A 26,170-nucleotide genomic window follows, 5' to 3' on the forward strand; every position below is an offset into this window, starting at 1 on the left:
ATTACCACATTTTAAAAAAAAGATACAGATTAACATCCTATATCAAATGTTGATCAGTTTATTGATTTCGTTTGTTGGCTCTGTGGGTGTCAATAATATGTTGATCATAGCTGCCGCAAAAATTAGTGAAAGATTTAATTGGCCTTCGCTCCTCTACATTTTTCCTTACGTTCTAACACCAATCTTCATCGTAATTTTCACGTTAATTTTTTTGTTTTCCACACGAAAAATTGTGAGAGATCTCATTACATTAGAGAAAGGGCTTCAAATCATATCTGAAGGAAATCTGAATTACAGGGTGCCCGTTAATCGACAAGATGAACTTGGACGCGTTGCTTCCAACATCAATCATATGACAGAACAGTTAAAGCAACAGATTGCTAAAGAACGTGAATTGGAGCAATCCAAGATGGACATGATCACTGGCATCTCACATGACCTGCGTACACCGCTTACCAGCATAATTGGCTATATTGAGCTTCTCAAATCAGAATCATTTCAAGACAAAGCAGAGTATGATCGTTTCATCCAAAATACCTATAACAAAGCAACACATTTGAAGAAGTTACTCGATGATTTATTTGAATATACGCGTCTTAACGAAGTGAACACCCAATTGGATTTGAAAAATATTGACCTCTGTCAGCTATTGGACCAATTGTTGTTTGAATTCGAACCTTTAGCTCAGGAGCATGGGATTCGTATTGAAAAAACACTCGGTAATGCTCCAATCATGGTTTCCCTGGATAGTGATAAGATCGCTCGAGCTATCGACAATCTCCTCATGAATGCACTCAAGTATTCCTTTAAACCGGGCACGATTCATGTTCGAATGAGTGTGCAGCATAATCACGTTACCATTGAAGTAGAGAATAAAGGCATACCACTAACGATAGAACAAAAAAACAGACTGTTTGATCGCTTTTATAAGGTGGATTATTCGAGGAATAGCGAAGGTATTCAATCAGGATCTGGTCTGGGACTTTCTATTGCGAGAAACATTGCGGATTTACATCAGGGGACTTTAACACTAAAACATACGCGTAACGTATTTATATTCCAACTAAGCTTGCCTTCTAACATCCAGTGAAACATCAATAGCATTGATAATGGAGGATACCGAGATGAAAACATTCGAACCACTTCTTTTCCTGCAAGGATTTCTGAGGAACCCCAAACGAGTAGGCAGCGTCCTCCCCAGCTCCAAATATTTGGCTAAGAAAATTGTCCAGTCTGTACGATGGGATGAGGTAAGAACCATTGCTGAGCTGGGGCCAGGAACAGGGGCCATCACCCGGCTCATAAGATCACAATTACCGAAATCGGCAACCGTGTTTTTATTTGAAAGAGACACCAAAATGAGAAGTAATCTGAAGAAAACATATCCTGAATTCATGTTCCATTCCAATGCATCCTATCTATTAAAAAGGATCAGCCAAGAACATATGCATCAGTTGGATAGCATCATTTGCGGACTGCCCTTTTTTAATTTTTCCAGAGAAATGAGACAAAACATCCTGTCACAGATCGATACAGCGCTCCGACCTGGAGGCACCTTAGTGTTATACCAGTACTCACTTCATATGAAGAAACGATTATCTAAGCTATTTGAGATGGAGAAAATTCAATTTGTGCCCTTCAGCTTCCCTCCTGTTTTTGTATATGTTTGTCGTAAAAGACAAGATGAAGGACAACGTGTAACGATCGACTTGAGGAAGACTTGATTTATCCTCTTTATATGTTTAATGTCCTGTCTTGTCCTGTGAGGATCTAATCATGCGAGTCATCATCTTACGCGGCAACAACCGCGGCATAAACGCGATGAATCGATTTCGAGCACCAGGCATAATTAATGTCTTGCCACGCAAAAAGCCTCGATACCCTTCTTCGGCCACCTGTCCGGCTTCCATGATCGGGCCCTGCAACATCTTCGAGACACCCATACCCGAACGATCAACAAACCCGGTGGATGTCAGGCCTGGGCACAGTGCCGTTACTGTAACGCCAGTTCCGCTTACTTCATTCTCCAAAGCCTCAGTGAACGATAGTACATATGCCTTTGTTGCATAATATACCGACATCATCGGTCCAGGGAAAAAACCTACTAACGAGGCCACATTCATCACACCGCCGTGCCCACGTTGGATCATATCCGGCAAGAATAGCTTTGTCAAGACGGTTAAAGCCTTGATATTCACGTCAATCATATTAACTTCTTGTTCCATATCCGTCTCCATAAACGTCCCGAACAGACCGAAGCCTGCATTATTGACAAGATAGTCAACAACAATGCCCTTTTCCTTCAACTCATTATAAATCTCCTGTGGTACCCCAGGTACTGCTACATCTTTGGCAATAACCGTCGCCTGAATGCCATACTTTTTCCGATACTCCTGAGCTAGATCCTGTATTTTACCCTTGCTTCGTGCTACCAGCACAATATGATGTCCACCTTTGGCAAACCGATTTGCTAACTCTTTACCGATCCCACCCGATACCCCTGTGATTAGAACTGTCTTTCTCATATCGTGACCTGCCTCTCTTTTCTATAACATATGTTTCATCTGGAACATCAATTAGAATGAACATTCTATAATAGTGAAAAATGGACTACCTTAGTATGAGATCCATGGATAGCATCGCTATACGAAGCAGTTTTTCCTTGGTCATCGAAGTCTTGGCCATCCCCCTTAACCCAATGCTTACGTTATGCAGATATTCCGCCAATACCTCGGCGTTGTACTCCGTTGTGAATTCACCTTCTTGCTGTCCCCACACCATAATGTCCTTGATTAGTTTCTCCGTATTTGCAAACATCTCCGTCGATCGGTGGTTCATGTCTTTATCACGTGCCGCCAATTCTACCGTCGAATTAACAATGAAGCAACCTGATGCTGGAGATTCCTCTCCATGAATTAAAGAAAGAAATATAAACTGAAGTGCTTCCGTTGCCGTTTTAGAACGCTTTACGCCTGCTGCAAGAGCGGAGCTGATTTTGTGATCATACAGATCTACTGACTTTAGAAACAAGGTATGTTTGTCACCAAATGTGTCATACAAGCTTTTACGATGAATTCCCATATGATTAACCAGATCCGTCATAGACGTCTTCTCATAACCTTGTTCCCAAAAAAGTCTCATCGCTTTATCCAGTACAACAGACTCTTCAAACTCTTTGCTTCTCGCCATTGGCTTTCCTCCTGTTCAGAAAACGAACATTGAAAGCATAAGCATGATCTTAACGAGCCTTTATAAGGTAACAATGACTTTGCCCTGAGAGTGACCCGTGGATACTTTGATCAATGCCTTTTCAATGTCATCAAACGTATACGTAGAATCGATCGAAGGTTTAATGTCTTCTTTTTCTACAAGAGCTGTAATCTCTTGCAATTGAACTCCACTGGAGTGCACGAATAAAAAACGATATTCATTTTGATTCTTACGCGCTAAAGAATCCAGGCGTGCACCTACGAGACCAAATAATGCTCTTTTCCACAACGGGAATTGACTGTCCACTGCAAAGCGATAATTGGGTCCTGCCTTCAAAGAAACTAATTTGCCATGTGGTTTCAAAATGCTCAGTTCAGCTTTGATCTCATCCGCACCCAAGGTGTCGATCACATAATCGATATCGGACAGAATGTCAGCATACTGCTCAGTCTTATAATCAATGAATTGATCTGCTCCAATGGATAGAGTACGTGCTCTGCCCCTCTCACTGCCACTTGTAATAACCGTTAATCCCATGGACTTGGCAATTGGGATAGCCATCGCACCGAATCCCCCGGTTCCGCCAGGAATAAACAACTTTTTATTCGGTTCCGCTCGGAGCACATCATGCAATGCTTGATACGCGGTCAAGGCAGTAAGGGGTACTGCAGCAGCTTCGATAAAAGACAGATTTTCAGGCATCATGGATAAAGCATCCTCATGTACAGCCGCATATTCAGCAAAAGCACCAATTTTATTCAGAGGTAACCTTGTATAAACCTTATCACCCACTTTAAAATTCAAAACATCATCACCGACAGCTTCAATGACACCCGATAATTCATTCCCTAAAGTTAAAGGTAACGCATAGTCGGCAATCATCCGAACACTGCCATTCATATTCAAGATATCCAGTGGATTTACACCCGCTGCTTTTACTCTGACAAGAACCTCATGGCTCTGGATCTGAGGTGTCGCAATATCATTAATTTCCACCTGGATTTTTTTAGAGTATTTCTGTATTTGAGCTGCTCTCATCATTTATCCTCTTCCTTTGCTTATAGACTACATAAGTTGAACTAAAGATTATTTACACTGATACTACGATGACAGAACAACCTTCCAATCGCTGTTATCCCCAGATTTTTTTGATCCCCTTTCTAAAGGGAAAATCCGGTGATAAAGTCGAGGTGTATGCTTCCGAAGTAGCTTTCTTTCAGAAAGCTTTTAGCTTCGTTTTTTCAGGTTCTTTCTGTCCTCTCCGTTATCGTGTAAATAATTAGTTCAACTTATGTAGGAACAGGGCGCGCAATCTTCAGTTGTACGCCATGCTCCATACTTGTGCTAGTGTAGCCCCTCTTGCGACTTTAATTCTTCCAACGTAGGGTAATCCGTGTAGCCCTTACTTCCCAATCCAAAGAATGTTGTCGGATCTGCTTCATTCAGTGGCGCACCTTGTCGAAGTCGTTCCACCAAATCTGGATTAGCTAAGGACCATACACCTACAGGTACCACATCAGCGAGACCACGATCTAAATCGACACTGAGATCATCCAACGTTCTTCCAGCCCGATTGACCAACAATGGATTTTGCCAGATCGAACGAATGTCTTGGAGCAGTTGTTCATCTCCAAGATGCATAACATGAAGGTAAGCCAAATCCAATTGAGCCAATTCTTCTACAAGATAGCGATAGAGTTCAGGGCCTTGTTCGCCATCTTGAATTCCACCCAGCGGTGTCCCTGGTGAGATACGGAAGCCAGTTCGTTCTGCGCCTATTTCCTCCACGATGGCTTTGGTTACTTCAATCGCAAAGCGAGCACGATTTTCAATAGATCCGCCGTACTCATCTGTGCGTGTATTCGAATTTTCTCCTAAAAATTGATTGATCAAGTAACCATTGGCTCCATGAATTTCGACGCCATCCGCCCCTGCCTCGATCGCTGCGGCTGCTGCCTTTCGGAAATCAGCGATGGTCGTTTGTATATCCTCCCGACTCAATTCCCGGGGAACGGGGATATCCTGCATCCCTGTAGCCGTAAACATTTCTACACCCGGTGCGATTGCAGATGGAGCAACCGGTTGACGATGATGCGGGGTATTGTCCGGATGTGACATGCGACCCGCATGCATTAATTGGATGTATACATATCCGCCAGCTTCATGCACCGCATCCGTTACCTTTTTCCAACCTTTAATATGCTTGTCCGTGTAAATGCCAGGTGACCACAAGTAACCCTGTCCATCATCAGAAGGCTGTGTTCCTTCTGTAATCAGGAGTCCCATGGTCGCACGCTGAGCATAATAAAGTGCCGCCAACTCTCCAGGTGTACCATCTTCTTGTGCTCTACTGCGTGTCATAGGTGCCATCGCTAGTCGATGAGACAATTCCATGTTACCAATCTTCGTTTTACTCCATATCTTTTCCATTTGGATGTACTCCTCTTCTTATTTGAGATTTTGTAGATGTATCCTCTAGATTCTGCTGTATTAATTCAATTCTGAAATGACCGGGTAGATTGCGCCTGTCAGCTGAAAATCATAGTTCTGGTCTACAATGCCTACAACCACTTCGTGGTGATCATACAGATCGATCATGAAGCCTGCCATTTCTTTAGCTGTGTGATATTTGGACATATTCGCTTTGTAATCAAATCCTTCAGCATCAATTGATTTTTGTACAAACTCTGTTTCCGTGATCGCTGGTGCAAGCACCTTCGCTTTTAGTTTTGCACCCTTCAATTCCAATTCTTTGGCAAGGCCCTCTGTGAAGGCACTAACGTAGTATTTCGATGCAGAGTAAGCAACACTGCCTACAGCAATGGCATATCCAAGTGCGGATGAGACGTTAATCAATTGAGTGCCTTCCACATTCGCATAATCTCGCACATACAGTGTAGATAGAATGGTCAAAGATTCTATGTTAACACGCAGCATGGTCTCCACTTTATCCAAATTCTGTTCAGCAATGAACGAGCCTTCTCCAAGCCCTGCATTATTGATCCAAGTCTCAATTTCATATTCCTTCAAATCGTTATATAGCGTGTACGCCTCTGCGGTAACAGACAAATCGCTTGTATGAACGATAACATTTACTTTAGGATCGATACCCTGAATAGTCGATTTAAGTTCTTCAAGCTTATCCAATCTTCTAGCTACCAAAATCAAGTTTTTACCCCGTGCTGCAAATGCCAATGCTGTTTCATATCCAATTCCTGAACTTGCTCCTGTAATTACTGTGTATTTCATCATATTCTCTCCCTTATATTCTTTAGATTAGTGTAATTTCAGTTTTGAGAACGATCGTTCTTAAATGTGTAAAAAAAATGTAGTTAGATCTAACTTGCAGTTAGCATATCATTTTTAGAACGAACAGTAAAGAATTATTTTATATATAGAAAATATGCTTGGAACATACTTAAATGAGAATAAAATCACGCTATATAAACCATTTTTATATCATAAATTAAGAATTTTTATATCATTTTATAAGTTCTTTCATTGAATAATCTAATGTCAGGCCAATGGCCACAAGTATAACCATCAACCTTTCTTTTTACGCTAATCTGAATTCGACATCATCCATGCCAGAAATTCTCCAAACGAATCGGATACCTTTTCAACCTCTTCAAATTCAGGCTCACATCCACGGACAATAGCTCCACTGTCAGTTGTTAAGTCAATGGCATAGAAGGAATATCCATCTTCCACAGACATTACGATCGGCAAGTGATGATCCCACCAAGCCGTTATCTCTGACTGCCAAATAGAATCACCCTCTGCTGCCTCCAAACTAAGCATTTCAAATTCATTCCATTGGAATGCGGTCTCCGTGCTATTGTTGAACTCAGCCTCACAAATAAACCAGGTTTGCTCATCCGGTGCAACGCATTTTTCAACTACATTTAGAAATTCTAAATATTCATCTGGAAGTCCTTTATATCTTGAAGTAATGCTGCTGTTTAAATGTGACTGCGAACCGGATTTACTCATTATGTCCCAGCCCTTTTCCCCGGCCCAAGCCATAAATTCCCTAAGGTGAGTTTTTTCTTTTCCATTATTCATTTCCAATTTATACACCTGCCTATAAGCTTAAGAAATAGAAACTATATCACCTATTCGGGATTTGAATGGAAAATCCCTGCTGTCGTGCTTCAAAGAGAAAAACAAAAAGACTGGAGAAATGGTTGGGAAAAGCGGCAACCAACTTCCAGTCTTTGGTGGTTTGGGGACAGTTAATTTTAGTTAGGGACGGTAAATTTGAAATTGGACAGGAATCATTTATTTGTTAAAAATCCTGTAGAAAACTAAAAATAACTGTCCCCACCTCCAAATCCCCCAATCCCTTACCCCACAAGGCTTCACCACCATTTCCGAGATAAAATAACTGTCCCAAAAACGCTGAGAAACACACCTGAAAACTGGAAAGAAACTGGTTCAATTGTGAACGAAAACAACTAATAATTCGTGTCCCTGAAGGGATAGAGAAGTGCCTGAGAAAAGTAGGGATTGGCATTTAAAACGCCTGAGTAAGAGCCTGGGAAATGACTGAGTAAAACCGCCCCACCTATCGAAAAGCCTTGAGTATCCTGGGTTTCTGCTTGATTACCTATTCGGGATTTGGATGATAAATCCCTGCTGTAGTGCTTTAAGAGGAAAGAAAAAGACTGGAGAAATGGTTGCGGAATAGCGACAACCAAGTTCCAGTCTTTGGTGGTTTGGGGACAGTTAATTTTAGTTAGGGACAGTAAAAATAAAATTAGACAGGAATTATTTATTGGTTACATGGTAACCTAAGTCACATTAAATTTTGTAAATTCAATTCTCAGAATGTTTAGTAACCTCGAGTAATAGAGTATCTTAATCAAATATTTTCAACTCCTCGACCGACAAGTACATATATTTATTTCCAATTATTCTCTCCCGATTTCTTTCAATCACTGAAACGAAAGCTTCTGTAAATGGTAAAATAGTCTGATTGGCTTTTATTATAATATCTGCTGGTATTGCTGAATTCTTTTTCGCATCATAATCATTTTTAATATGCTTTCTGACTTCATCTGTAGTAAACAGACGTGCATTTCTCGTATCCACAGTATAAGTATGGTTATCTTCAGCCCACCAGTTCATAATATTTTGATGGAGTGTACGTGGTACATTAAGAAGGTAGTACCCGTCTAAAATTAGTTCTTTCTGAGTTGATTCAGGAAAAATCGCACAATATATCTGTTCAAAGTCATCCTTTGAAATGTTATCTGTAAAAGTAATCATCTTTGTTTCAGATATAATAGTTAAAAATTCTGACATCATCCGTTGAATTGATTCTAATTTTCTTAACTCACTAATTGCACTTAACTTATTTAACTCATCGAGATACTCTACTTTATCTTTAAGTTTCTTGTATTCTTCTTGCCAATATTCAATGTATTCAATCCTTCCAATTTCAGTGAATATGCCTGTTTCTTCATGGACTACTGGTATCCAACGTTCTCTGAAGTTATCATCCTTCAAAAATTCAGTTAACTCAAACATACAATTTACTGACTTTAAATAAGCTTCACTTATAACTAAAAGTACATAATCTGATTTCCTTATTTGCCTCATAAACTCTTTGATACTCTGTCTGTACTCAACGTCTCGTACATCTCTTTTTATTATGATACTTTTCTTACGAAATAAATTATCTAATACATCCGCAACATTTTGGTTTTTCCAGGAATATGACAAAAATACATTCATAAATACACCCCTGCACTTATATATTAAAAAATTCAAATGTTTTACACCCAACTGAAATGACATGTTCTTAGAAAAAAACTCTTATTATATAGGATCTACGTAATATTCATTGCTTGACAACTTTTATCCAACAAAATTCAGCTACCCAATCATCCTAAAAATCAACTTTTCACAAAAAAATGAACAAGAATTATTATTTCAGATAAAAAGAAATTGTTCTATTAATTATAAATATGAATCATGAATAAGTAGTGTTCTCTATTATAGTTCGAAATCATCAAAAAAGTTAATTTGTTGGTGTGCTCCATCTTCTTTTTTTATTTCGACATCGTTTTGTTTCTCAATATAGGCTATATGTCTAAATTTTTCGATTGATGACAGGGCTTCTTCTAACAAACCCAGTTTTTTCAAGGAAACAAAAAGTGCCACAGATTTTGCCTGACAATTAATTGACTTGTCTGGATTGAATTCAATATCAGTGAAGGCATCATAGTTTACAACTTCTCTGCTCAAATCCGTATTAAGAGACAATGCATTAGTATATAACCAATCATAAAAAAATGTCTTAGGTTCTAAATCCCATTTCCTACCGAAGTATTGAAAACACAATAATCTTCCACTAATTTTAAGTCTTGGATCTTTCTTGGCTTCTTTCGAAGATTTATCGTACAAATCAATAAATGGACCACCAAATTCAAAAACCTTACTTGCCTGAAAAGCTGTTTCAACACTAAATTCTTTATCATTCTTCGTTTTAATTTTTAAGTTAAATGCACTTAGTGCTACTCCCAATTCTATGTTTGATTTGCTCGATATTTCTAACACCTTCAATGAGGGTTGTACTTTTTTTATATTAGTATGAAATGAATCAATTGACTTTTGTTTCTGCTTCACGGAAAACCCAGGAAACCATTCAAACTTAATATTCTTGACATATACGTAACCATGTTCTCTTGCACCACTTATAAATACGGGTCTCTCAGCCATATTTCCCCCTTACTTACTTCCAATGTTCGTAGTCATCCCTTGGTTCAAATAACCATTTCTGAACTTCAACGTTTATATTCAAAGGTACTAAGTGTTTATATTTATCACGTACAATAGTATTTTCAAAGCAAACCGAATAGATGTATGTGGGCTCGATTTTTCCAAAAACTAATACTTCAGCTTGTGGATTTGTTGGTACAGCGGCATTCAATTTTAATGAACTTCTTGTGGGCTTATTGGGAGACTCGTCATACAATCTTTTTAGAGCCTGAACTCCTTTTCTTGATTCAATAGTAGTTTGAGTAATAGCTCTACTTGCCGCATTCTCAACGCAAAAAGCACAATCCTTCTCCCATATTATATCTTTCCTCACCCCTAAAACAACCCATTCACTTTTTAGGTTCTCTATTCTATATTTATAAAACATTTTATAATTTGGAACTTCAATGGAAAGACATGAGGCGTTGGGGAAACCATCATACCTATAGGCATCATTCCCAATGTAGTTCATTCGTTGTTGATTCATCTCAGCGATAGGTAATATTCCATGTTGCAGTATACTATGTAAGTTATTCGCTTGTGTAAAATGTAACAAAAATCTTATGCCATATTGATTTACAACACTTTTCATCTTACGTCCCTCCCACATAATTATTCATGCTTAACTTGCTTTGTACCTTTAGTTCTTCGACATTATGAGTCTATCTACTCTATTTTCATTATTCATATAGGTAATACAACCCAAATTATATCATTTATTAGTTCTTTGTAACAGAATTTATGTTTCAACGGTTAGTAATATGTGCATTATTGCTCACGATCTCCCTTAACAACTTCTTCTTTTAGTATCAATGAGAACAAAAGCAGTAAGATGCTGGATAGATGGGAAATTTTACCTTTACATAAAAAGACCTTCAGACTCTCTTATGAATTAACGTTTTTCCTATATGTTTAAATGTCGCTCACGATGAATAATCCAATATCGACTCTACACCATACCTTCAAGTACATAACAGAGGTTAAAAATATGACTCATATTATCTATACAACCTTCTTGAATATCAGAAAGTGTTAAACCCGAAGAACTTTGCGGCCTGTAATCTTACAATATTCTTTGGTTACAGACATGATTTCAAGAGAATTAATAAGTACGCAGGGTATTCAATTTTTGTACCATTAGTGGGCTAATTATCTCGTAATGTTCAATGACTGAGTTTTTTTCAAACTCCCTCGTCTCTCGGGTATTGCGTGCAAAAAAATGTTTCTCTTGTCCTCGACGAAATCTTGCCGCGAAATTGAAAAACAGAGCTATTTGATAGTTCTGCTTTTTTATGTCTTTATAAATTTATGATTCTGTTTGCCCATTCATCTAATTCTTCCACATTTGTGAACTTACGCATAAGAATTGGAGGGCATTTAAGTATCGTTTTTCAATAATGACTTCTTTACTTGGGTTTTGATTAAGTGAATCTCTCATAAATGGAGAATTATAGGTTAGAGAAAGACTGAATTTTTTGTGTAAAACAAAAAGCCGAACGAATAATCAGGAATAAACACCTGAAATTCATCGACTCGACAATCAACTTATTATTCTTATGGACTTTCTGTAGAAGAAAACTCCATTATAATTGAAATTAACTTTAACAGCCAATAATTGGTTCAAGAACATCCTCACATAAATGCTGTAGCCCTTCTAATTGTAAGCAATTAGAACGATGATTAAAGAATAATGTAAGGATAATGGTAAGTTTCTTGTTTGGAAGAATTAACTCAGCTATCTCATACGATTTCCCATTTCTCAAAGTCTTTTTCGTGAATGTTAAATTTTCATTTCTGAAAATGAATTCCAACAGTTTCTTCTTGGCGTTCATATCTCCAACACCGATTAGTGTTGAGAAGGGGAATGTAACAAATACTTTCCTAATCAGCTCAGCACGATTCCATAGCATCTTGGAATACTCGTCGAGTTCTTCTTTTGCCAATTTACCGTTGCTTAATTCAGTTATTTTTTTCAAATTTGCATTAGCTAATTTGAAAGCTGAAATGTACTTCTTTTCGTCAATTCCATCGTATGGCCAAACATCCTCTGTAGGGCGAGGCAAGGGTCTCCAGTCTACTAATCCTGCCTTAATTTTAGTCTTGTTTGAATATAAGTGTTCTTTCAACTCTTGTATTTGATTCCATTGATTATTGAGAAGGTTTTTCTTAACATTGAACCAATTTTGATCCTTTTGTTCAAAATGCAATAGCATCCTTGCTTGGAATTCTAAGAAAGGAGATGCTGGAGGTGGAGGTGGGGCAACAGGTGACAATCCACTTGCAGTTCTTATTTCATTTGTTATCCTTCCCAGGTTTAAGTACCCATCATGGCTTGTTTCATCCCAATACCCAAGTCTCCAATCATTATCAATCCACGTATTTGGATTATATCCGTAAAGCTGACACCTTCCTAAAACTGCTTCAATTGGATAGCCACCCAGTCCTTCTTCATTTCCAAAAAAGACTACTTCTGCTTCATTAAAATTTCCATACCCAAACCAAGGAATTAATCTTTCAATATGATGAGAGTCCAAATTCACTAAATGTTTCTCCTATTCTAAGTAATATTTAACTACTGAACACATTTCGACACATGTCCAAAATATCCCTCCTAAGTTAGGTTTGCCAAGCATAACTACAAAAACTCCTGCAAATATTCTTCTGGAATTTGACTGACCCCAGCCTTCAATTCGGGATTTGGATGAAGAATCCCTGCTGTGATGCTTTCAGGGATGAGAAAAAGACTGGAGAAATGGTTGGAGAATAGCGACAACCAAGTTCCAGTCTTTGGTGGGTTGGGGACAGTTAATTTTAGTTAGGGACGGTTAATTTGAAATTGGACAGGAATTTTTTATTTGTTAACAAGTAAGTCATCCTGCTTACACTGAACTTCTTATAACTTAGAATTAAATTCACTTAGATCTACTGGTAATAAGATATCTTCAAAATTTTTAATAGTTCTATGATAGCATGTAAAGTAAGCCAAACACTTGTTCTTATACAGGCCTTCCCTCATCCCAACATTAATATTAATAAAATTAAATCCTGTAGTAATTGAAATGTACATCACTCTTTTTAACTGATTGTTTCCATCTATTAATTCTCTCATTACCTCAATCAAGTTAAAATTCGGAATTAGTTCGTTATGATCATAAAAATCATAGTCTTTCAATATAATTTGATTCAATTCTTCTAACTGGTTATATATCTGATTAATATGAACAAAATTTTCGCTTCCATTAGGAAATAACGATTTGTTTATATCATCAATCGTATCAGTATGTATCAACTCTTGATACTCACACGTCTCTTCACACTCAATATATCTTATCGATTTTAATTTCAACCATTTATTAAAGTAAACTAATTCATAATCATTATTATACGTATAATATTCATATTCGTACGAATCACGCAAAATATCTGTATTAGGACCACAAAATAAAACATAATTATAAGTACCTGAAGCAATACTGCTCTCAAATTTAATCCCATCGAAACCTAATTTTCTAATGTATTCAGATAACAATTGCGTTGCTACATATTCTATGTTCTTTTCATTCTCATTAATTGGTTTACTAATTTCTGCAATGAAATTAGATATGAATTCATTAACCCAATTATCATTATGATTGTAGTCTTTTCTAAATATGCTTTTAGTTTTAATTTCTATTTCTTTTGTTAGATCTAATATATCAAGTTCAAATATCGGTTGTAATTCTCCAATTAAAACATGATCACCTTTGTTGGCACGAATTTCTTTTAATGTGGTTTCTATGTGAGTTGCTAAATAGGTATAAGAAATACCAGCAGGACTCATCCTGTTATTGACAGCATATTTAGCAGGTGCTGGTGAAATTTCTCTGTACCAATTTTCATTTTTATCTTTCATTTCATATTTTCGTGCCCTAAATAAAACTGTATTTATCTCAAGTTTTCTACCCATTAATTGAAATAAATCACCAAGTTTATTTAAAAGATCTTCTCTATGTGTGTTTCCTGTTCCAACATCAAAATATCTATTATAATATTTACATAAGTGCTTAAAATTTTCCCATGATGAATACTCGGATGTCGACTCTACCCCAAATAAATCATTTTTAAAGACAAAACAAGGGTTAAAAATATCACTCAAGTGATCTATACAACCATCTTGAATATCAGACATTGTTAATCCTGTTGAATCAATTAATTCACTTAGCAATTTACTGGCGCTTTCTGTATCATGCAAATCTGAAAAAATTGGATTCTCCCAATAAAGAATATCTAATACTGACCCTCCAGCTTCCTGCCCGTTACCACTGATATACGATGAGTTTTCTGAATCCCACATGGCTCCTGTAAATTCTTCTACATGTTCATATGCTCTTTCAAATCCTTCTCGAATGAATAACCCCAATTCCTCAACAGCAATCGTATATACCGATTCACTATCACAAAAGTCACAATTTTGAATATCGTTTTTTTCTGCAATTTGTTCAATTATCTCTTCGTCATTAAAGCAGTTAACACAACAATTCATTTTTCCTCAGCACCTTTTTCAAAAAAAGTTTTCTACCTATTACTAAACAATCAACATTACAAAACTCAATTAGCCCAAAATGACACATTTTCTACAATGACTTTCTGCTATACAAATTGAGAACACCTTTATCGTATGAGCATTTACTCAAATTTCATCTCTTCCTTAATCTTAATCTCTGAAGCCGATTTAAAAGTCCCGATGCATTTATTAGTTCAAATCCCCCTTTTGTAAAGTTCGATGATCTAAAGACAACAAGTTCATCACCCAATTTAGTTTTCAAGCGATAAACTTTTGCATGAAAGGGGATGGACTCTAAAATATAAACCGTTGATATCTTAAATGCTTCGTTGAGCGTTTTACCATGTTGTTGATATGAAAATAGCGGTGACAAAAATAACTCAACTCTATCCCGACTTAAATTGTTTTTTTTGTTACCATATCTTTAATAAGATCTAATCCAAATTTAGAAAATAAGCAGAAGCTACTCTCAATGATTGAAGTTCGTTAAAGCTCTTCCATCCATCTAACATTATATTTCCATGCCAATAATATTTCATTGACTGATGACCCCTTATATCTATATCAAATTATACATGAAAAGGAATGACAAAAATCTGGTTAAAAAAGAAAAGACGCTGAAATTCATCTGCGTTCTCACATGAATTTTGAAACTCAAGAGAAGCCGCGGCAAATGAAAAAAAGACTGAAGCAAGGATCGGGTAAGTTAGCCGATCCTTTTCCAGTCCTAATTCTTGTTTGTACTACTAACAATTCACCAATTACTTGCGAATTGTTTTAGTTTTTACTTCTTGAGTTTCATAACGACTTCTCTTGAACTTATTTTCGATTTTACTCACATAAAATTCTTTTTCACGCTCGATATCATTCTTCATTTGTTTTTCATAGCGATACTGTGTCAGTTCACTGAGTTTCTTATTCTTGAGTTCATACTTGTCTTTTAATTTATCTGTCAGATGGTTAGTTACGATTTGAATCATTTGATATGACGTTTTCTTTTTGAATAAAATGTCCAGTCCTACGAAATCAAGATTGGGATGTGCCGCTTGATTACGAATGTCTACCAATTCATCTATAGCTCTATCCAATTTAAGCTTCTTCTTCATATAATCTTTAAGTGTTGACTCATCGAAAAAATTAACTGCCATTTCCAGGGATTGGACCAAATTGACTTGATATCCCCATAAGGCATAGCAAATCAACTGATACTTTCTTCTCCGTAGTAATTGGTTTCGCTCTTGTAAAGCACTTTGAATTTCTTGATGGAAGTAATCGTGAAAATACTCAAGATCCTCTTCCAAGATTCTCATCTTTGCCAAGGTTTTTATCAATTTCTTAACTTTCTCATCTTGATTTTGATACTTTTTTTTAATGTCTGTCTGACCTCGATTTTTTCTCATGTTTGATCACCCTTTCGTGTCTAATATTCATCATCATCTGGATCAATAAATAGGCAGCTCTGCAAAAAAGGAATATGACTTATGTATCCTTCTTCAACAAGACTGCGAATGGCAAGCGATACCGATGATTTGTCCATATCCAATTCTTCAGATATTTCTTTTTGGCTAATTTGTTCTAATCTCTTTGATGATGCAATTGTGAGCAAATAAAGCAATACCCTGTAGCTTTTCTTGGTAAGATTTTTATTTTTTGCACAATCGAGCAAAAAATCATGAGTTACCTTTACCGAATCCTTGTTCTTAGACTGTTTAACTCCCACCCGCTAATCCCTCCTGAATCTAACTACTATGGTACAACAGCCCTCATGAAATGTAAACATGTTTAATATAAAGAATTAAGTTTGCGTATATTAGAAATATTAGTTTTTTTCCTTAAATTTATTTAACATAAAAAGTAGCTCTTTTCAGAATAAAAAGAGCCACTCAGTTGAGAATTTTTTTGGGTTAAGAAGTGTATCTAAATTTCGACAGAAAAGTACAATTCCCTCCATTTGAAAGAAAAACAACTTAGCTTTTGCTAAGTATAGGATAATCAAATAGTAATAATTCCTCAAAGTCGTACCACGCTTTTCCGTGCTGTGGAAATTTACCATAGCTTAGCTCTGTGCCAACTTTAAAGATAGGTCGATTTTCAATAATACTCAAAACCTTTTTTATTCGTTGTACATAAAGTTTATTTACCTTTTGTTGCCCACTTTTAGAAATTTTTTTTTCCTTATTGCCACTTATTTTTGGATATCCCCCCCATGCAAGTATGATTCTATCCTCCTTAATGGTCAGTGAATTAAGAACTTTTTTAATCACTTTATCATTTTGGGAATACCCTCCAGTTTCACCTGTTAATTCTCTAATATTTTTGATCGCAATGTTTTTAAAAGTTGAACCATATATAGGAAAGAGGTTAAGTATAATAAGCTTTGAAAACTTCTCCTTTCTTTTATAAATATAATCACATACTCTATAGATGGTGTCATCAGACAACAACTTTTTGTTATCTTCATCAAAAAAACCAGCTTTACTTGGATTTTTCATAATAACAACAGCAGTTGGACCGCTACTCCGTTCCTTAAAGGGAATAGTTAATGAATACCTATATCTATCGAGATTCTTGTTCTTAATAGTTTTAGGGATTGTTTCAATTCTTTCAACATCGACAAATTGAGAAAAATATACACTTTTGCCCATTCTTACGCTCCTTCCGAATTTTCATTTTATAGACTGGGCCACGTAGCTGAGAAAAAGGTCTCAGGCTTCACTCCACTTTTATAGTCTTTACCATAAGGAAACGGATGCAGCGTATCCCCAACAACTATTCCATCGTGATACACACTTTCAGAACAAAGCGCACTCCATATTTTATGTACCTTTAGCTTATTGTTCTCGGTCTGCCCCTTTGCATTATTCATAATCGGTTGTACCACAGTAAAAGCTGCATTTCCATCCCAACTTCCCCATTCAGCAATTACGCCTATAGTATTTGAATTAGTATTAGTTGGCAATCCACTAAGAATAATACTAATGATCTCTTCAGGTAGCGGTGATACTGTAGCTGGGATCATTTTTCTTGTAACCATGTGATCTAAACATAATACAATAATTCCAGGTGACCCCTTATCCTCAATTTGTTGAACTCCCTTTACTAAAGCCTGAAATAATGCTAATTTTGATGCTGGTGCTTTTATCTCAAGTCTTATATCTTCTTCGGTAAAATAATCTGGATCTCCATTTTGATCATCACCACATGTAACATCAATCCCACTTTCTACAAGTCTTAGACCTACTTGAGCTTGAAGAAGGAAATTTTTAAAATAATTACCTTCTTCAGTGGAAAGATATGCACTCGTATCTCCATATTCACCACCCTTCTTAAATCTACGGGCTACTCCATCAATAATATGCAAGTAGCCAAGTTTTTCTAAAGCCCAAATTGTATAAGAAATTTCAAATAAATCCCTTCCTATTCCAGGATGGTGTTCAATTGAACCACTTCTTATTAATGCTTTTACAAATTGGAATTGCCCATAAAGGCCATCATTACCTGATAGTTCATTTTTTTCACAAAATGTTTCAATAATATGAAGATGTTCTACTACACTTTTTCTACCAAATTCATGAATTAGATCATTATGATTCATACTTATACATCCCCTAATTAGTAAAATGATTCTGATATAACTTCATTTATAATATAGCGTCTTAATATTAATCCGACTTTCGCATATTTACGTGTAAAACTCTGAGTTTAATCAATTCAAAAATATCTTCCCTATTTGAAGGTTTTAAATAATATCACTCTTATCTTAATTATCAATTCGACAAAGTTGAAGCTTACCCTTTGCTATCCACTTCATAATTTATTCCGAAAAGGTATCTTTTCGGAATATATATACTTCAATAAGTAAAGGCCTGAGAGTATTGCACTCCTCAGGCCTTTACTTATTTGTGTTTTGGAGCTATCACAGAAAACTCCTGCAAAAATTCTTCTGGAATCCTACTTACTCCAGCCTTCACTTTAACCCTATTTAAAGTTAGTGATTCATCGTTCGACTTCAATTCCCCGATTGCCCACAATACTCTACGTTTTTGAAACGCTTCAGCATCTTCTACCACCTGCTCAAGAAAGGCTCGAGTACGTGGCATCTTCTTCAAATGCTTGGGCATTAAACATTTGCTACCTATAATCTCCTGTATTCTTTCCAAAGTGATGCGGCGTGGCTTTCCTCCTTCACTCATCAACTGTTCTGCAATCTCAGTAACTTTTTCAAGAATCTCCAGATCTCGCTTTTCCCAATCATGACGTGTTGTACCAGCCTTCGGTGGCAACTTTTGGGGCATGTGATCCATAAGAAATTCTCGGTCGTACAGATAGAGCCACGCATATACCTTGGGATCAAGCTTCCTCAACTCCAATCTACCATGATGAGGATAATCATTTCGCATTTGTAACCATACTTCTCGTCTCTCCCTTTTGGCTTGCTCTCTATATTCTTCAGTCATTGTTTTCTTCATAATTTTTCTCTTTGGAGGAGATGTTTTACTCTCATGACCATCTATTTCAGATGGATCGCTATTAAAAACTTCATCCAGTGTCAATTCTAAAAATTGCATGACCAACAGATGGCGAATAGGATGAAACCCCTTTCGATGCCTTTGGAAAATTAGCTTTAACCAGCTACTTTCACCATTTGCTGATGATTGGAGAATCTCCAGCAGTTCAACTCCGTAAAAATCAATAAATTCTGCTCTTAATCGCTTATAATCAGTTCTTCCCTTATCTGAGGCGTAGCCTTTCCGTATCAACTGATTTATATAGTGTTTATGAAACCAATCCATTGGACGATGAGGATATTTAAAATTGAGCAACTTCTCAATGTTGTTCACGATGCAACTATATTGGCTCAACATTTCCTTATCAGTAATCTCTCGAACAGAATGATCAGTGCAATTATCCTGTGTTGGAGCTATGAATGCATACTTCGTTCTTTCTCTCGTCAAAACTGAGCTTTCAGAAAGCCATATGCCATGTTTGATACAAATTCGAACACCTGGGATTTGAAATAGCCGCGTCCAATATAGTTCTCCATGCTGTCTTATGCTCTCCTGATTGCATAAGGAGCAATATTGAAAGTGAGTATTCGGTTGGACTGATGATGACATTAAACCAATGGCATTATGCAGATCCCTTCCATGCTCATCAAGCATACTGATATATATGGCGTGCGCCTGTTCTTCATCCCGAAAAGCGTTATAAAAGAGGTACATCGTATTCTGGTAGATGAGTCGCTTTGCTGATATTGTTGATCCAATAGGTAAATTTGAAACTATATTGCTGATGCCTGGTTGCAATTCCAAGCAGGCTGTGAAGCTATCTGTTCCGAATATGTCCATCAAGATAGCCCTTTTACTTATGTTGCCACTTCGAATCCCAAATCTGGCAAGCAAACTATGCAATAATTCGTCCTCGTAAGGAATCGGAAATTGAAGCATCATTCGATTTCACTTCCAGCGTCTATTGAAAAGTCTGATGCAATATATCCAGCATCTTTAAGCACCTGATAGGCAGTTAAACCATTCTCCTTTCCTGCCTTAACCAACTTCCGCAAATCACGTTCATCTTCGATTTGCGGTCGTGTCTTGCTTGTAGCTTGCATATCTTCAGTTAGACCAAGATGAAGCTTATAAGCTTCCTGTACAACCTCTTGAACGGTTTGGACACGTGGCATTTCCGAGAGGATTTTGCCGACATTATGTTTGGCATCTTTTTCTGGAACCCCTAATAGTGTTAATCGCACTACGGCATCCTGTTTCAATCGCTCAGCATGCACCTGTTGTTCTTTTTGTGTTTTCTGAAACGTTTGAAGCAAATTTCCTAAATCCAGCTTGGATTGCTCCGCCGCTATAAATCCATCGATTGGAGCAATATTGATATCGCCAAACCTGGCAATGCCGTTCAGGTTGCCTGAGCGAAGCGCGTTCAACATCGGCTCAACTAATTTCAGGCTATCTTTAACGACACCCTTGATGATCTGTGGGGTTATCGTTTCTGTCCCTGATGTTATCGCACGTATCTGAGAGAACATAAAAATTTTAACGGCAATGTCCGTTATTCCGCAACTCGCTTCATATATCGTATCATTCAACTCTGTTGTTAATTCCGTTGGATTTCGAACCCACTGATAGTCCCAAATCCCTTCGATGAAAAGCCTCCAACTCGGCTCAGATTTCTTCATTGGTAGCCATGCTACGTCACCCTGACCGCTACCGCGTCGCGCAATGCGGAAATCGGAGAAGAGAGTTTGAGATTTTGGTGTTCCGATTAAAACCGCTGGGAGATCGATGGAATTCGACAACGCAACAAAGAATGATAACATTTTTTCCGCACCACCACTTTTAGCTACAGATAAGTTTTGAATCTCGTCAACAACAAGAAGCCCCAAGTTACAGCTCCTTGCGATTTGGGCAACAATCGGCATCAAGGAGGCGGCAGATAATTTAGTGTTTTTGCCAAAGCGATCCATGTAATTTGTCCCGAGGAGTTGATCCAATTCCACAAAAAAATTGTTGATTAAGCCTCTGATTGAGCCATCTGGTGGGCACTCCAAGCGCAAATAAGTAATTTGATATGCACTTAGCTGTATGCTGTTGTATTCCGAATGACTTACGATCTGGGGCATTAAACTCAATATACGATTAATAGCTGTACTCTTACCAATCCCGCTAATACCGACAATGGTCATTCCAGAGGAGAATGCTTGTACACTTTGGCGAATTTGTCCACTTTGAATATCAGCGTGTCCTTGAACCATCCGACTCGCATAGTGTGGCTTTAAAGGATTTCGATTGACATAGCCTTGCCGAATCAGTCTCGATATTCGATTTTCAAGGTCAATATGCAGAGGCATTACTTGAAAGTAACCAAGCAGTTGCTGAATCATGTGGAAACGATAATGACTGTCGGCAAATCGTTCTTCCTCATTGAAGTGAGGATAACTTGATAAGACTTGAACAACCTCTTCTTTAGACATTATTGGGGGGAGTGCCTCGATAAGCAAATTGCCTTCGTATTGACTCACGAATTGTGAAGAATAGTCAGCCACCTGTGCCAAAGCCCCGTTAGGGATCTGTATCCATTCAGTCATGCTATTCCTCCCCTCGTTTCCTTCTCAACAATTCGAAATCATCAAAATAATCAATGTTTTCAGTGGAATCTGCCCTGTCTTCAAACTGAATTGATTTTCCGAACCCAAGCTGAGCGTGTATGGATTCCTCATTTCGCATGAGTTGCTTTTCAAAATTCCGATAGTCTTGAATTCCACGAAGTTTTTCAGCTTTTGTACCCGAGACATATTGCTCTTTCGTTTGCTTTTCCGCCTCAAGTACGATAGCCTCGATGTGTGTGATGAGATCAATTTGAGGTTGTAGCTCTTTTTCTGCTTGTTGTGCCTTTTGCATACGCTCAAACTCCTGCAAATACTCAATCTCCTCCTGGGTGCGACCGTTATACTGATTGTACTGGCTTAGAAGATAGCATGGTTCAAACCCATTCTCGCCCACACCTCTCAAATATATTGTCCCTAAATTTCGTGGATCGTAGCTGACAGGAATCTTCCAGGTTTCCGTGCGTGCTTTCTCCATCCACCTTTCTTTGAGAGCTGTATGACTGCTGTAGAACAAGCCTTTGAATTTTAAGCCTTTGTAAGTCACCAGGCACTCAGCGAGTGGAAGCAGGTTTAATAAGACGACCGACTTTGGGACTTCCCTCAATTTTCCCGAACGATATTGCACTCCCCACTGCCAAATTTTCGAGGGGATGCTTTCTATGTCATCGCTAATCATCATTTCCTCACGAGGGTAGTTGGGCAAGTAATGATTATTGTGGTATAGCACGCAACGGATAATAATCTGGGTGAATTGATAGAGATCTAATTTTGCATCCAAGCGATAATCGCGGCTGTTTGGACCTCTCTGCCTAAAATCAGGATTGATGATCCCAGGCAACATCATTTTCGTCAAATCATTTGTCGTTCGGAAATGTCGCTCAAGAATTGCTTTCAAATCCCCACGATACGATGAGGTATTCTCAATCTTGACATGCAGATTACTTATAAGGGTCTCTGCATCCTTTGTAAAGAGTTCCCCACGATCCCCAAGAATGGTTTCGGGTAGGTGCTTTGCCTCCCATTCTTCTGGTCGGATATCGATTCCATATTGCTTGCAAAACTCTACTTTATCTTCGCAACAATTTGCAATTGCCATTGCCGCAGAGAGCCAGCTTGTTTCCAAAGTGACATGGATCGAAGTGATGCATCTGCTGAAGACATCCTGGGTGTATACGAGGTAGGGACGTCCGATTATCCAGTTCCTATTAATTCTTGAAACCAAATATACATCGAAAGCAGTCGCATCGAACAAGTAGCGTGACCCTGGTCCAATGCTTTCTGCCGTTGCACTCCCCAACACAGGACGGTGAAGCAACTCATATTTTTTCGAACTAAACCTCGTTGAGACTTCCTTCTTTATGTTGTTTTCCTTCTGGAAGAAGTATTTAAACTGCGCATATGTCGGCAATTCATTAGCACCTTGGATAATAGGCATCTTTATGCCATTCTCTATTTTATGCTCCTGACTATAGAACTCCTGAATCATCTTTTGAAAAGCAAACTTGAGCGGTGCTTTCTTCGAGGTATAATAATATTTTTTTAATGATACTCGAAATATACGTTCAACCCCCTCGTCAACATTAATTCCCGTATCCTGGCTGTATTTTCGCGGTCTTCCCCGTTTGGCTTGACCTGAAGTTTTCGTCTTTCCAGCGCCTCCTCTTTTGTCGAATTCAGGAGCCAAAGCGTATTTGACCTTTCCTTTGACCCAAAATGACTTCAAGTATCGTCCAATAGTTTTTGTGCTTAGTCCCGAACGCTCTGATTCCTCCTGAATGAATTGATTGCGAAACTCCGTGTCAAAAATGGCTGGCTCCTTGTCCACTAAATGTTTTACAGCCTCCCACGCATTCTCCATCTGCACTCTTGCCTTTTCAGATAATAACTCCTCACAGACGAGAGAGAACCATTCATCGTCAACAATACGGAAGATCTCTTCCTGCAACCCCTGCTCAATATCCTGGAGTAATCGCAGTTCTGGAAAACGATTATCGAAGATATTGATTGTGTAACAATGGACTCGTCCTGCATCGATCCACAAGATTCTTTCGATTTGCTTTGGATCTCCACTACATTGAAGCAATGAGTTAACTACTAATCTTAGCACCTGCATCACTTCCTTTGTTATCCACAATATCAATGCTTTTAGCAGAATGATTAAGGTCAATAGGCTTGTCCATATCGATTTTGATTTGCTTAGTCGCAAGCAAATGCTTTAGCATTAACAATCCTTTCCCTTGCTCTCCTGAAAGCTGACTATCGAAGCGTTCAATGGCGTTTTTTATCGTTCCTTTTCCGCCGTTCAAAAGTTCCATTAATGATTGGCTCTCGCCTGCAATCTGCTGTTCTGAGTAGCCCCAATCGCTTAACCTTCTTGCGGCGTGCAACCATTCAATGTTCTTTGCCCATGCCGCATTGATTTCAAAGGAGCTAACCAGTCCCCAAGGAATACCTTTTTTGTGCCAATATCGGCGAATGACCTCATAACGTTCAATGACTGAGTTTTTTTCAAAGTCCCTCGCCTCTTTGATATTCCGAGCGAAATGTCGCTCTTGCCCCTGCTCGTTTTTCATCGTTAATAAAAACGTGCTCGTTAAAATATGTGGAGTACCCGTTTTTCGATCCATTAGTTTTTTCGTTAAGTCATCATCTAAAATATCAGTCATCTCGTACAAATCCATGAGGGGATAATGCTCGCGGATGTCGATCACAGCATCTGACCACTCGCATAAATAGAAATAGCGCGTCTCATTATCGGATAGAAAATGATGCACCCTGCCCGTTTTCCAGCCCGAAACTCTGCTCACTCTTCCGCGGGATGCAATGCTATGGACATTTAGCCATGGCTGGTATTCTGCCCCACGCCCCTGACCTCTTCCTTCCTTAATGAATCGTTGTAATTTGGCATCAGAAGCATCGTAGTTAAATTTAGACATCAGATCTCTCCCCATTCTGCAATCTTAAAGAGATATGATAGGCGTCCGTCGCTTCAGCATGTTTTTGACCATATGTGTAATTCGTCAGTATTACGCTGTTCAATGTGTCTCCTGCAAGCATCTCCTCAACACTTTTGACATCCCACTGCTTCAAAACTTTGTTTGAAATGAAGCCTTGAATAGCATCGTTTCTGAAATTGACGCTAAAGTTGTTACAATCGATGAATTCTATTTTAGCTCGAGAAGTGATGTCACCGTGGTAAAACTCAGCCAACTTTCCGATATTTTCATCGATAAATGCAATCGTTTTGATTGGTATATACATAGACGGGACCGTTAAATGTTTAAGTAGGTTCCGAAGCGATCCTAAGTCCAATAGAAAATCAAAGATGATCACAACATCTGTCTTATAATCTTCACCAAAATTGTATCTGACAACTTTGCAACTATACTCAATTTCCATTTTCCAACCTTCTTTCTTCTAATTTAAAGCATAAAAAAATGCATTGCCTATATGCGACGAGTCTCCTTTTTTTAAAAGGAAACAGCATATAAGCAATGCATTTAAAGTTGGTGAAAGTGTTATTGGCAACATTATAACTCATAACGAGCTAATCAACAACCAACGATCTTCTCACACTTTTTGGTCAAAAGCACGATTATATGCAATGGAGAAATCTATCATATAGAGAGATTAAAATGAATGGGGAATGATTAAGTTCAAAAAAGTACAGGCAGGAAGTTAGGCAGTGAGATGTATACAAGGCAAAATTAAAAACAGGAGCATGTTGACATGATTAAAAACACATTGGGCTATATCTTGGTTATTGCATTTATGGGATCGATTTTGGCATTTGCCGTATCGATGTTATTAAACACTTTGCTGTATGTAGCAGTTTGCGTAGTCATTCTTCTTCCGCTCTGGGGAGCTTTCCGTCACAGTAAGAATTGGACGCATGAGGGAGTTGGATTGAGGAAATGGCTGAGAGTAATTATGAAGGTTTTCAAAATGGGCAAGCCACGTTTAACATTTTATTTAATAGCGAGTATTATTGTTGGATTGAGCTATGAGCAAATCGCAGTAACAGCAGGATATGTGGTTTGTGGGATATTGCTTATGCTGGTTTTATGGGAGTCGGCTCGATATGCTCTGTCAAAAATAAAAAAGGTCGCGATTATTTCATTTTCAAACGCAATGAAAAGTGTCTGGTAGTTCATAACGACGAGGGAGAGAGGATTAGATTGCCTCTCTTTTTTGTCGTGGAAAATGTACGCCTTGAGTGAGTTTGCGAAAAATTTGTAAATAAATGGTTGCATATATTAAATGTCTTAAATTTATCAAGCTAAAATACAAATAAAAGTGTTATACTACTTCGCAATCTTCTTATGTGCGTCCCTACGGACGCTTAGCGCAAAACATGGTTACAATATTCGCCTGCGCGATAAACCTTGGTTTTTATGCAAACTCCTCATTAGTGATACGCGTAAAAAACTAAGCATCCCATCTCAGGGATACATGCTTGATATAAGATTGAGTTCCTCCAAACATGAGATACACAACTTTAATGCGTTAAACCGATAACTGTAGTGTAAATT

Annotated in this window: 23 protein-coding genes; 3 read left to right on the forward strand and 20 right to left on the reverse strand. The window is 37.9% G+C overall.

The window, feature by feature from the left end; translation table 11 throughout:
• Nucleotides 1–46 precede the first annotated feature (46 nt).
• Together MHI52_RS25840 and MHI52_RS25845 are read left to right on the forward strand one after the other, a co-directional pair.
• A complete protein-coding gene (locus MHI52_RS25840; RefSeq protein ID WP_405159425.1) occupies nucleotides 47–1,090 on the forward strand; it encodes a sensor histidine kinase in 1,044 nt (347 codons plus the stop codon).
• A 34-nt stretch (nucleotides 1,091–1,124) separates the two neighbouring features.
• Nucleotides 1,125–1,724, forward strand: a complete 600-nt coding sequence (locus tag MHI52_RS25845; RefSeq protein WP_405157882.1) for a class I SAM-dependent methyltransferase — start codon at nucleotides 1,125–1,127, stop codon at nucleotides 1,722–1,724.
• Nucleotides 1,725–1,742: 18 nt separating this feature from the next.
• Here the strand turns inward: MHI52_RS25845 and MHI52_RS25850 are convergent, their stop codons facing one another.
• The 20 genes from MHI52_RS25850 to MHI52_RS25945 form a co-directional block, all read right to left on the reverse strand.
• Nucleotides 1,743–2,525, reverse strand: coding sequence for an SDR family NAD(P)-dependent oxidoreductase (locus MHI52_RS25850; protein WP_405157883.1), 783 nt, complete (start codon nucleotides 2,523–2,525; stop codon nucleotides 1,743–1,745).
• Between the two features lie 85 nt (nucleotides 2,526–2,610).
• Nucleotides 2,611–3,189: a TetR/AcrR family transcriptional regulator gene (locus tag MHI52_RS25855; RefSeq protein ID WP_100529793.1), complete on the reverse strand. Its 579-nt coding sequence runs from the start codon at nucleotides 3,187–3,189 to the stop codon at nucleotides 2,611–2,613.
• A 60-nt stretch (nucleotides 3,190–3,249) separates the two neighbouring features.
• The gene (locus MHI52_RS25860; protein WP_405159426.1) at nucleotides 3,250–4,248 is read right to left on the reverse strand and encodes an NADP-dependent oxidoreductase; all 999 of its coding nucleotides are present in this window, start codon (nucleotides 4,246–4,248) and stop codon (nucleotides 3,250–3,252) included.
• A gap of 306 nt (nucleotides 4,249–4,554) precedes the next feature.
• A complete protein-coding gene (locus MHI52_RS25865; protein ID WP_405157884.1) occupies nucleotides 4,555–5,640 on the reverse strand; it encodes an alkene reductase in 1,086 nt (361 codons plus the stop codon).
• 60 nt (nucleotides 5,641–5,700) lie between these two features.
• Nucleotides 5,701–6,459, reverse strand: a complete 759-nt coding sequence (locus MHI52_RS25870; RefSeq protein WP_221823674.1) for an SDR family oxidoreductase — start codon at nucleotides 6,457–6,459, stop codon at nucleotides 5,701–5,703.
• 312 nt (nucleotides 6,460–6,771) lie between these two features.
• On the reverse strand, nucleotides 6,772–7,275 hold the full coding sequence (locus tag MHI52_RS25875) for an SMI1/KNR4 family protein (protein WP_036673263.1): 504 nt from the start codon (nucleotides 7,273–7,275) through the stop codon (nucleotides 6,772–6,774).
• Between the two features lie 795 nt (nucleotides 7,276–8,070).
• Entirely contained in the window at nucleotides 8,071–8,949 is an 879-nt protein-coding gene (locus MHI52_RS25880; protein WP_405157885.1) for a toll/interleukin-1 receptor domain-containing protein, read from the reverse strand.
• A 261-nt stretch (nucleotides 8,950–9,210) separates the two neighbouring features.
• Nucleotides 9,211–9,936, reverse strand: a complete 726-nt coding sequence (locus MHI52_RS25885) for a DUF6977 family protein (protein WP_405157886.1) — start codon at nucleotides 9,934–9,936, stop codon at nucleotides 9,211–9,213.
• A 13-nt stretch (nucleotides 9,937–9,949) separates the two neighbouring features.
• Nucleotides 9,950–10,567, reverse strand: coding sequence for a DarT ssDNA thymidine ADP-ribosyltransferase family protein (locus tag MHI52_RS25890; RefSeq protein WP_405157887.1), 618 nt, complete (start codon nucleotides 10,565–10,567; stop codon nucleotides 9,950–9,952).
• A gap of 1,009 nt (nucleotides 10,568–11,576) precedes the next feature.
• Complete coding sequence (locus tag MHI52_RS25895) at nucleotides 11,577–12,515, reverse strand: hypothetical protein (protein WP_405157888.1); 939 nt, start codon at nucleotides 12,513–12,515, stop codon at nucleotides 11,577–11,579.
• Between the two features lie 353 nt (nucleotides 12,516–12,868).
• On the reverse strand, nucleotides 12,869–14,497 hold the full coding sequence (locus MHI52_RS25900; protein ID WP_405157889.1) for an RES domain-containing protein: 1,629 nt from the start codon (nucleotides 14,495–14,497) through the stop codon (nucleotides 12,869–12,871).
• A 782-nt stretch (nucleotides 14,498–15,279) separates the two neighbouring features.
• Nucleotides 15,280–15,918: a hypothetical protein gene (locus MHI52_RS25905; protein ID WP_405157890.1), complete on the reverse strand. Its 639-nt coding sequence runs from the start codon at nucleotides 15,916–15,918 to the stop codon at nucleotides 15,280–15,282.
• Between the two features lie 20 nt (nucleotides 15,919–15,938).
• Complete coding sequence (locus MHI52_RS25910; RefSeq protein ID WP_405157891.1) at nucleotides 15,939–16,238, reverse strand: MarR family transcriptional regulator; 300 nt, start codon at nucleotides 16,236–16,238, stop codon at nucleotides 15,939–15,941.
• A 247-nt stretch (nucleotides 16,239–16,485) separates the two neighbouring features.
• Nucleotides 16,486–17,163, reverse strand: coding sequence for a DUF1643 domain-containing protein (locus MHI52_RS25915; RefSeq protein WP_405157892.1), 678 nt, complete (start codon nucleotides 17,161–17,163; stop codon nucleotides 16,486–16,488).
• A 26-nt stretch (nucleotides 17,164–17,189) separates the two neighbouring features.
• Complete coding sequence (locus MHI52_RS25920; protein ID WP_405157893.1) at nucleotides 17,190–18,113, reverse strand: hypothetical protein; 924 nt, start codon at nucleotides 18,111–18,113, stop codon at nucleotides 17,190–17,192.
• 301 nt (nucleotides 18,114–18,414) lie between these two features.
• Nucleotides 18,415–19,968 (reverse strand): TnsD family Tn7-like transposition protein, encoded by a 1,554-nt coding sequence (locus MHI52_RS25925; protein ID WP_405157894.1) that lies wholly within the window; start codon nucleotides 19,966–19,968, stop codon nucleotides 18,415–18,417.
• Nucleotides 19,965–21,617 (reverse strand): ATP-binding protein, encoded by a 1,653-nt coding sequence (locus MHI52_RS25930; protein WP_405157895.1) that lies wholly within the window; start codon nucleotides 21,615–21,617, stop codon nucleotides 19,965–19,967. The genes MHI52_RS25925 and MHI52_RS25930 overlap by 4 nt, the downstream gene beginning before the upstream one ends.
• Before the next feature lies 1 nt (nucleotide 21,618).
• Nucleotides 21,619–23,745, reverse strand: a complete 2,127-nt coding sequence (locus MHI52_RS25935) for a Mu transposase C-terminal domain-containing protein (protein ID WP_405157896.1) — start codon at nucleotides 23,743–23,745, stop codon at nucleotides 21,619–21,621.
• The gene (locus MHI52_RS25940; protein WP_405157897.1) at nucleotides 23,726–24,574 is read right to left on the reverse strand and encodes a TnsA endonuclease C-terminal domain-containing protein; all 849 of its coding nucleotides are present in this window, start codon (nucleotides 24,572–24,574) and stop codon (nucleotides 23,726–23,728) included. The genes MHI52_RS25935 and MHI52_RS25940 overlap by 20 nt, the downstream gene beginning before the upstream one ends.
• On the reverse strand, nucleotides 24,567–25,037 hold the full coding sequence (locus MHI52_RS25945; protein WP_405157898.1) for a hypothetical protein: 471 nt from the start codon (nucleotides 25,035–25,037) through the stop codon (nucleotides 24,567–24,569). The genes MHI52_RS25940 and MHI52_RS25945 overlap by 8 nt, the downstream gene beginning before the upstream one ends.
• A 330-nt stretch (nucleotides 25,038–25,367) precedes the next feature.
• On the opposite strand from MHI52_RS25945, the gene MHI52_RS25950 reads away from it, so the two are divergent.
• Complete coding sequence (locus MHI52_RS25950) at nucleotides 25,368–25,787, forward strand: hypothetical protein (RefSeq protein ID WP_405157899.1); 420 nt, start codon at nucleotides 25,368–25,370, stop codon at nucleotides 25,785–25,787.
• Nucleotides 25,788–26,170 lie beyond the last annotated feature (383 nt).

Source organism: Paenibacillus sp. FSL H8-0283, assembly GCF_045040675.1.
Classification (GTDB): Bacteria; Bacillota; Bacilli; order Paenibacillales; family Paenibacillaceae; genus Paenibacillus; species Paenibacillus amylolyticus.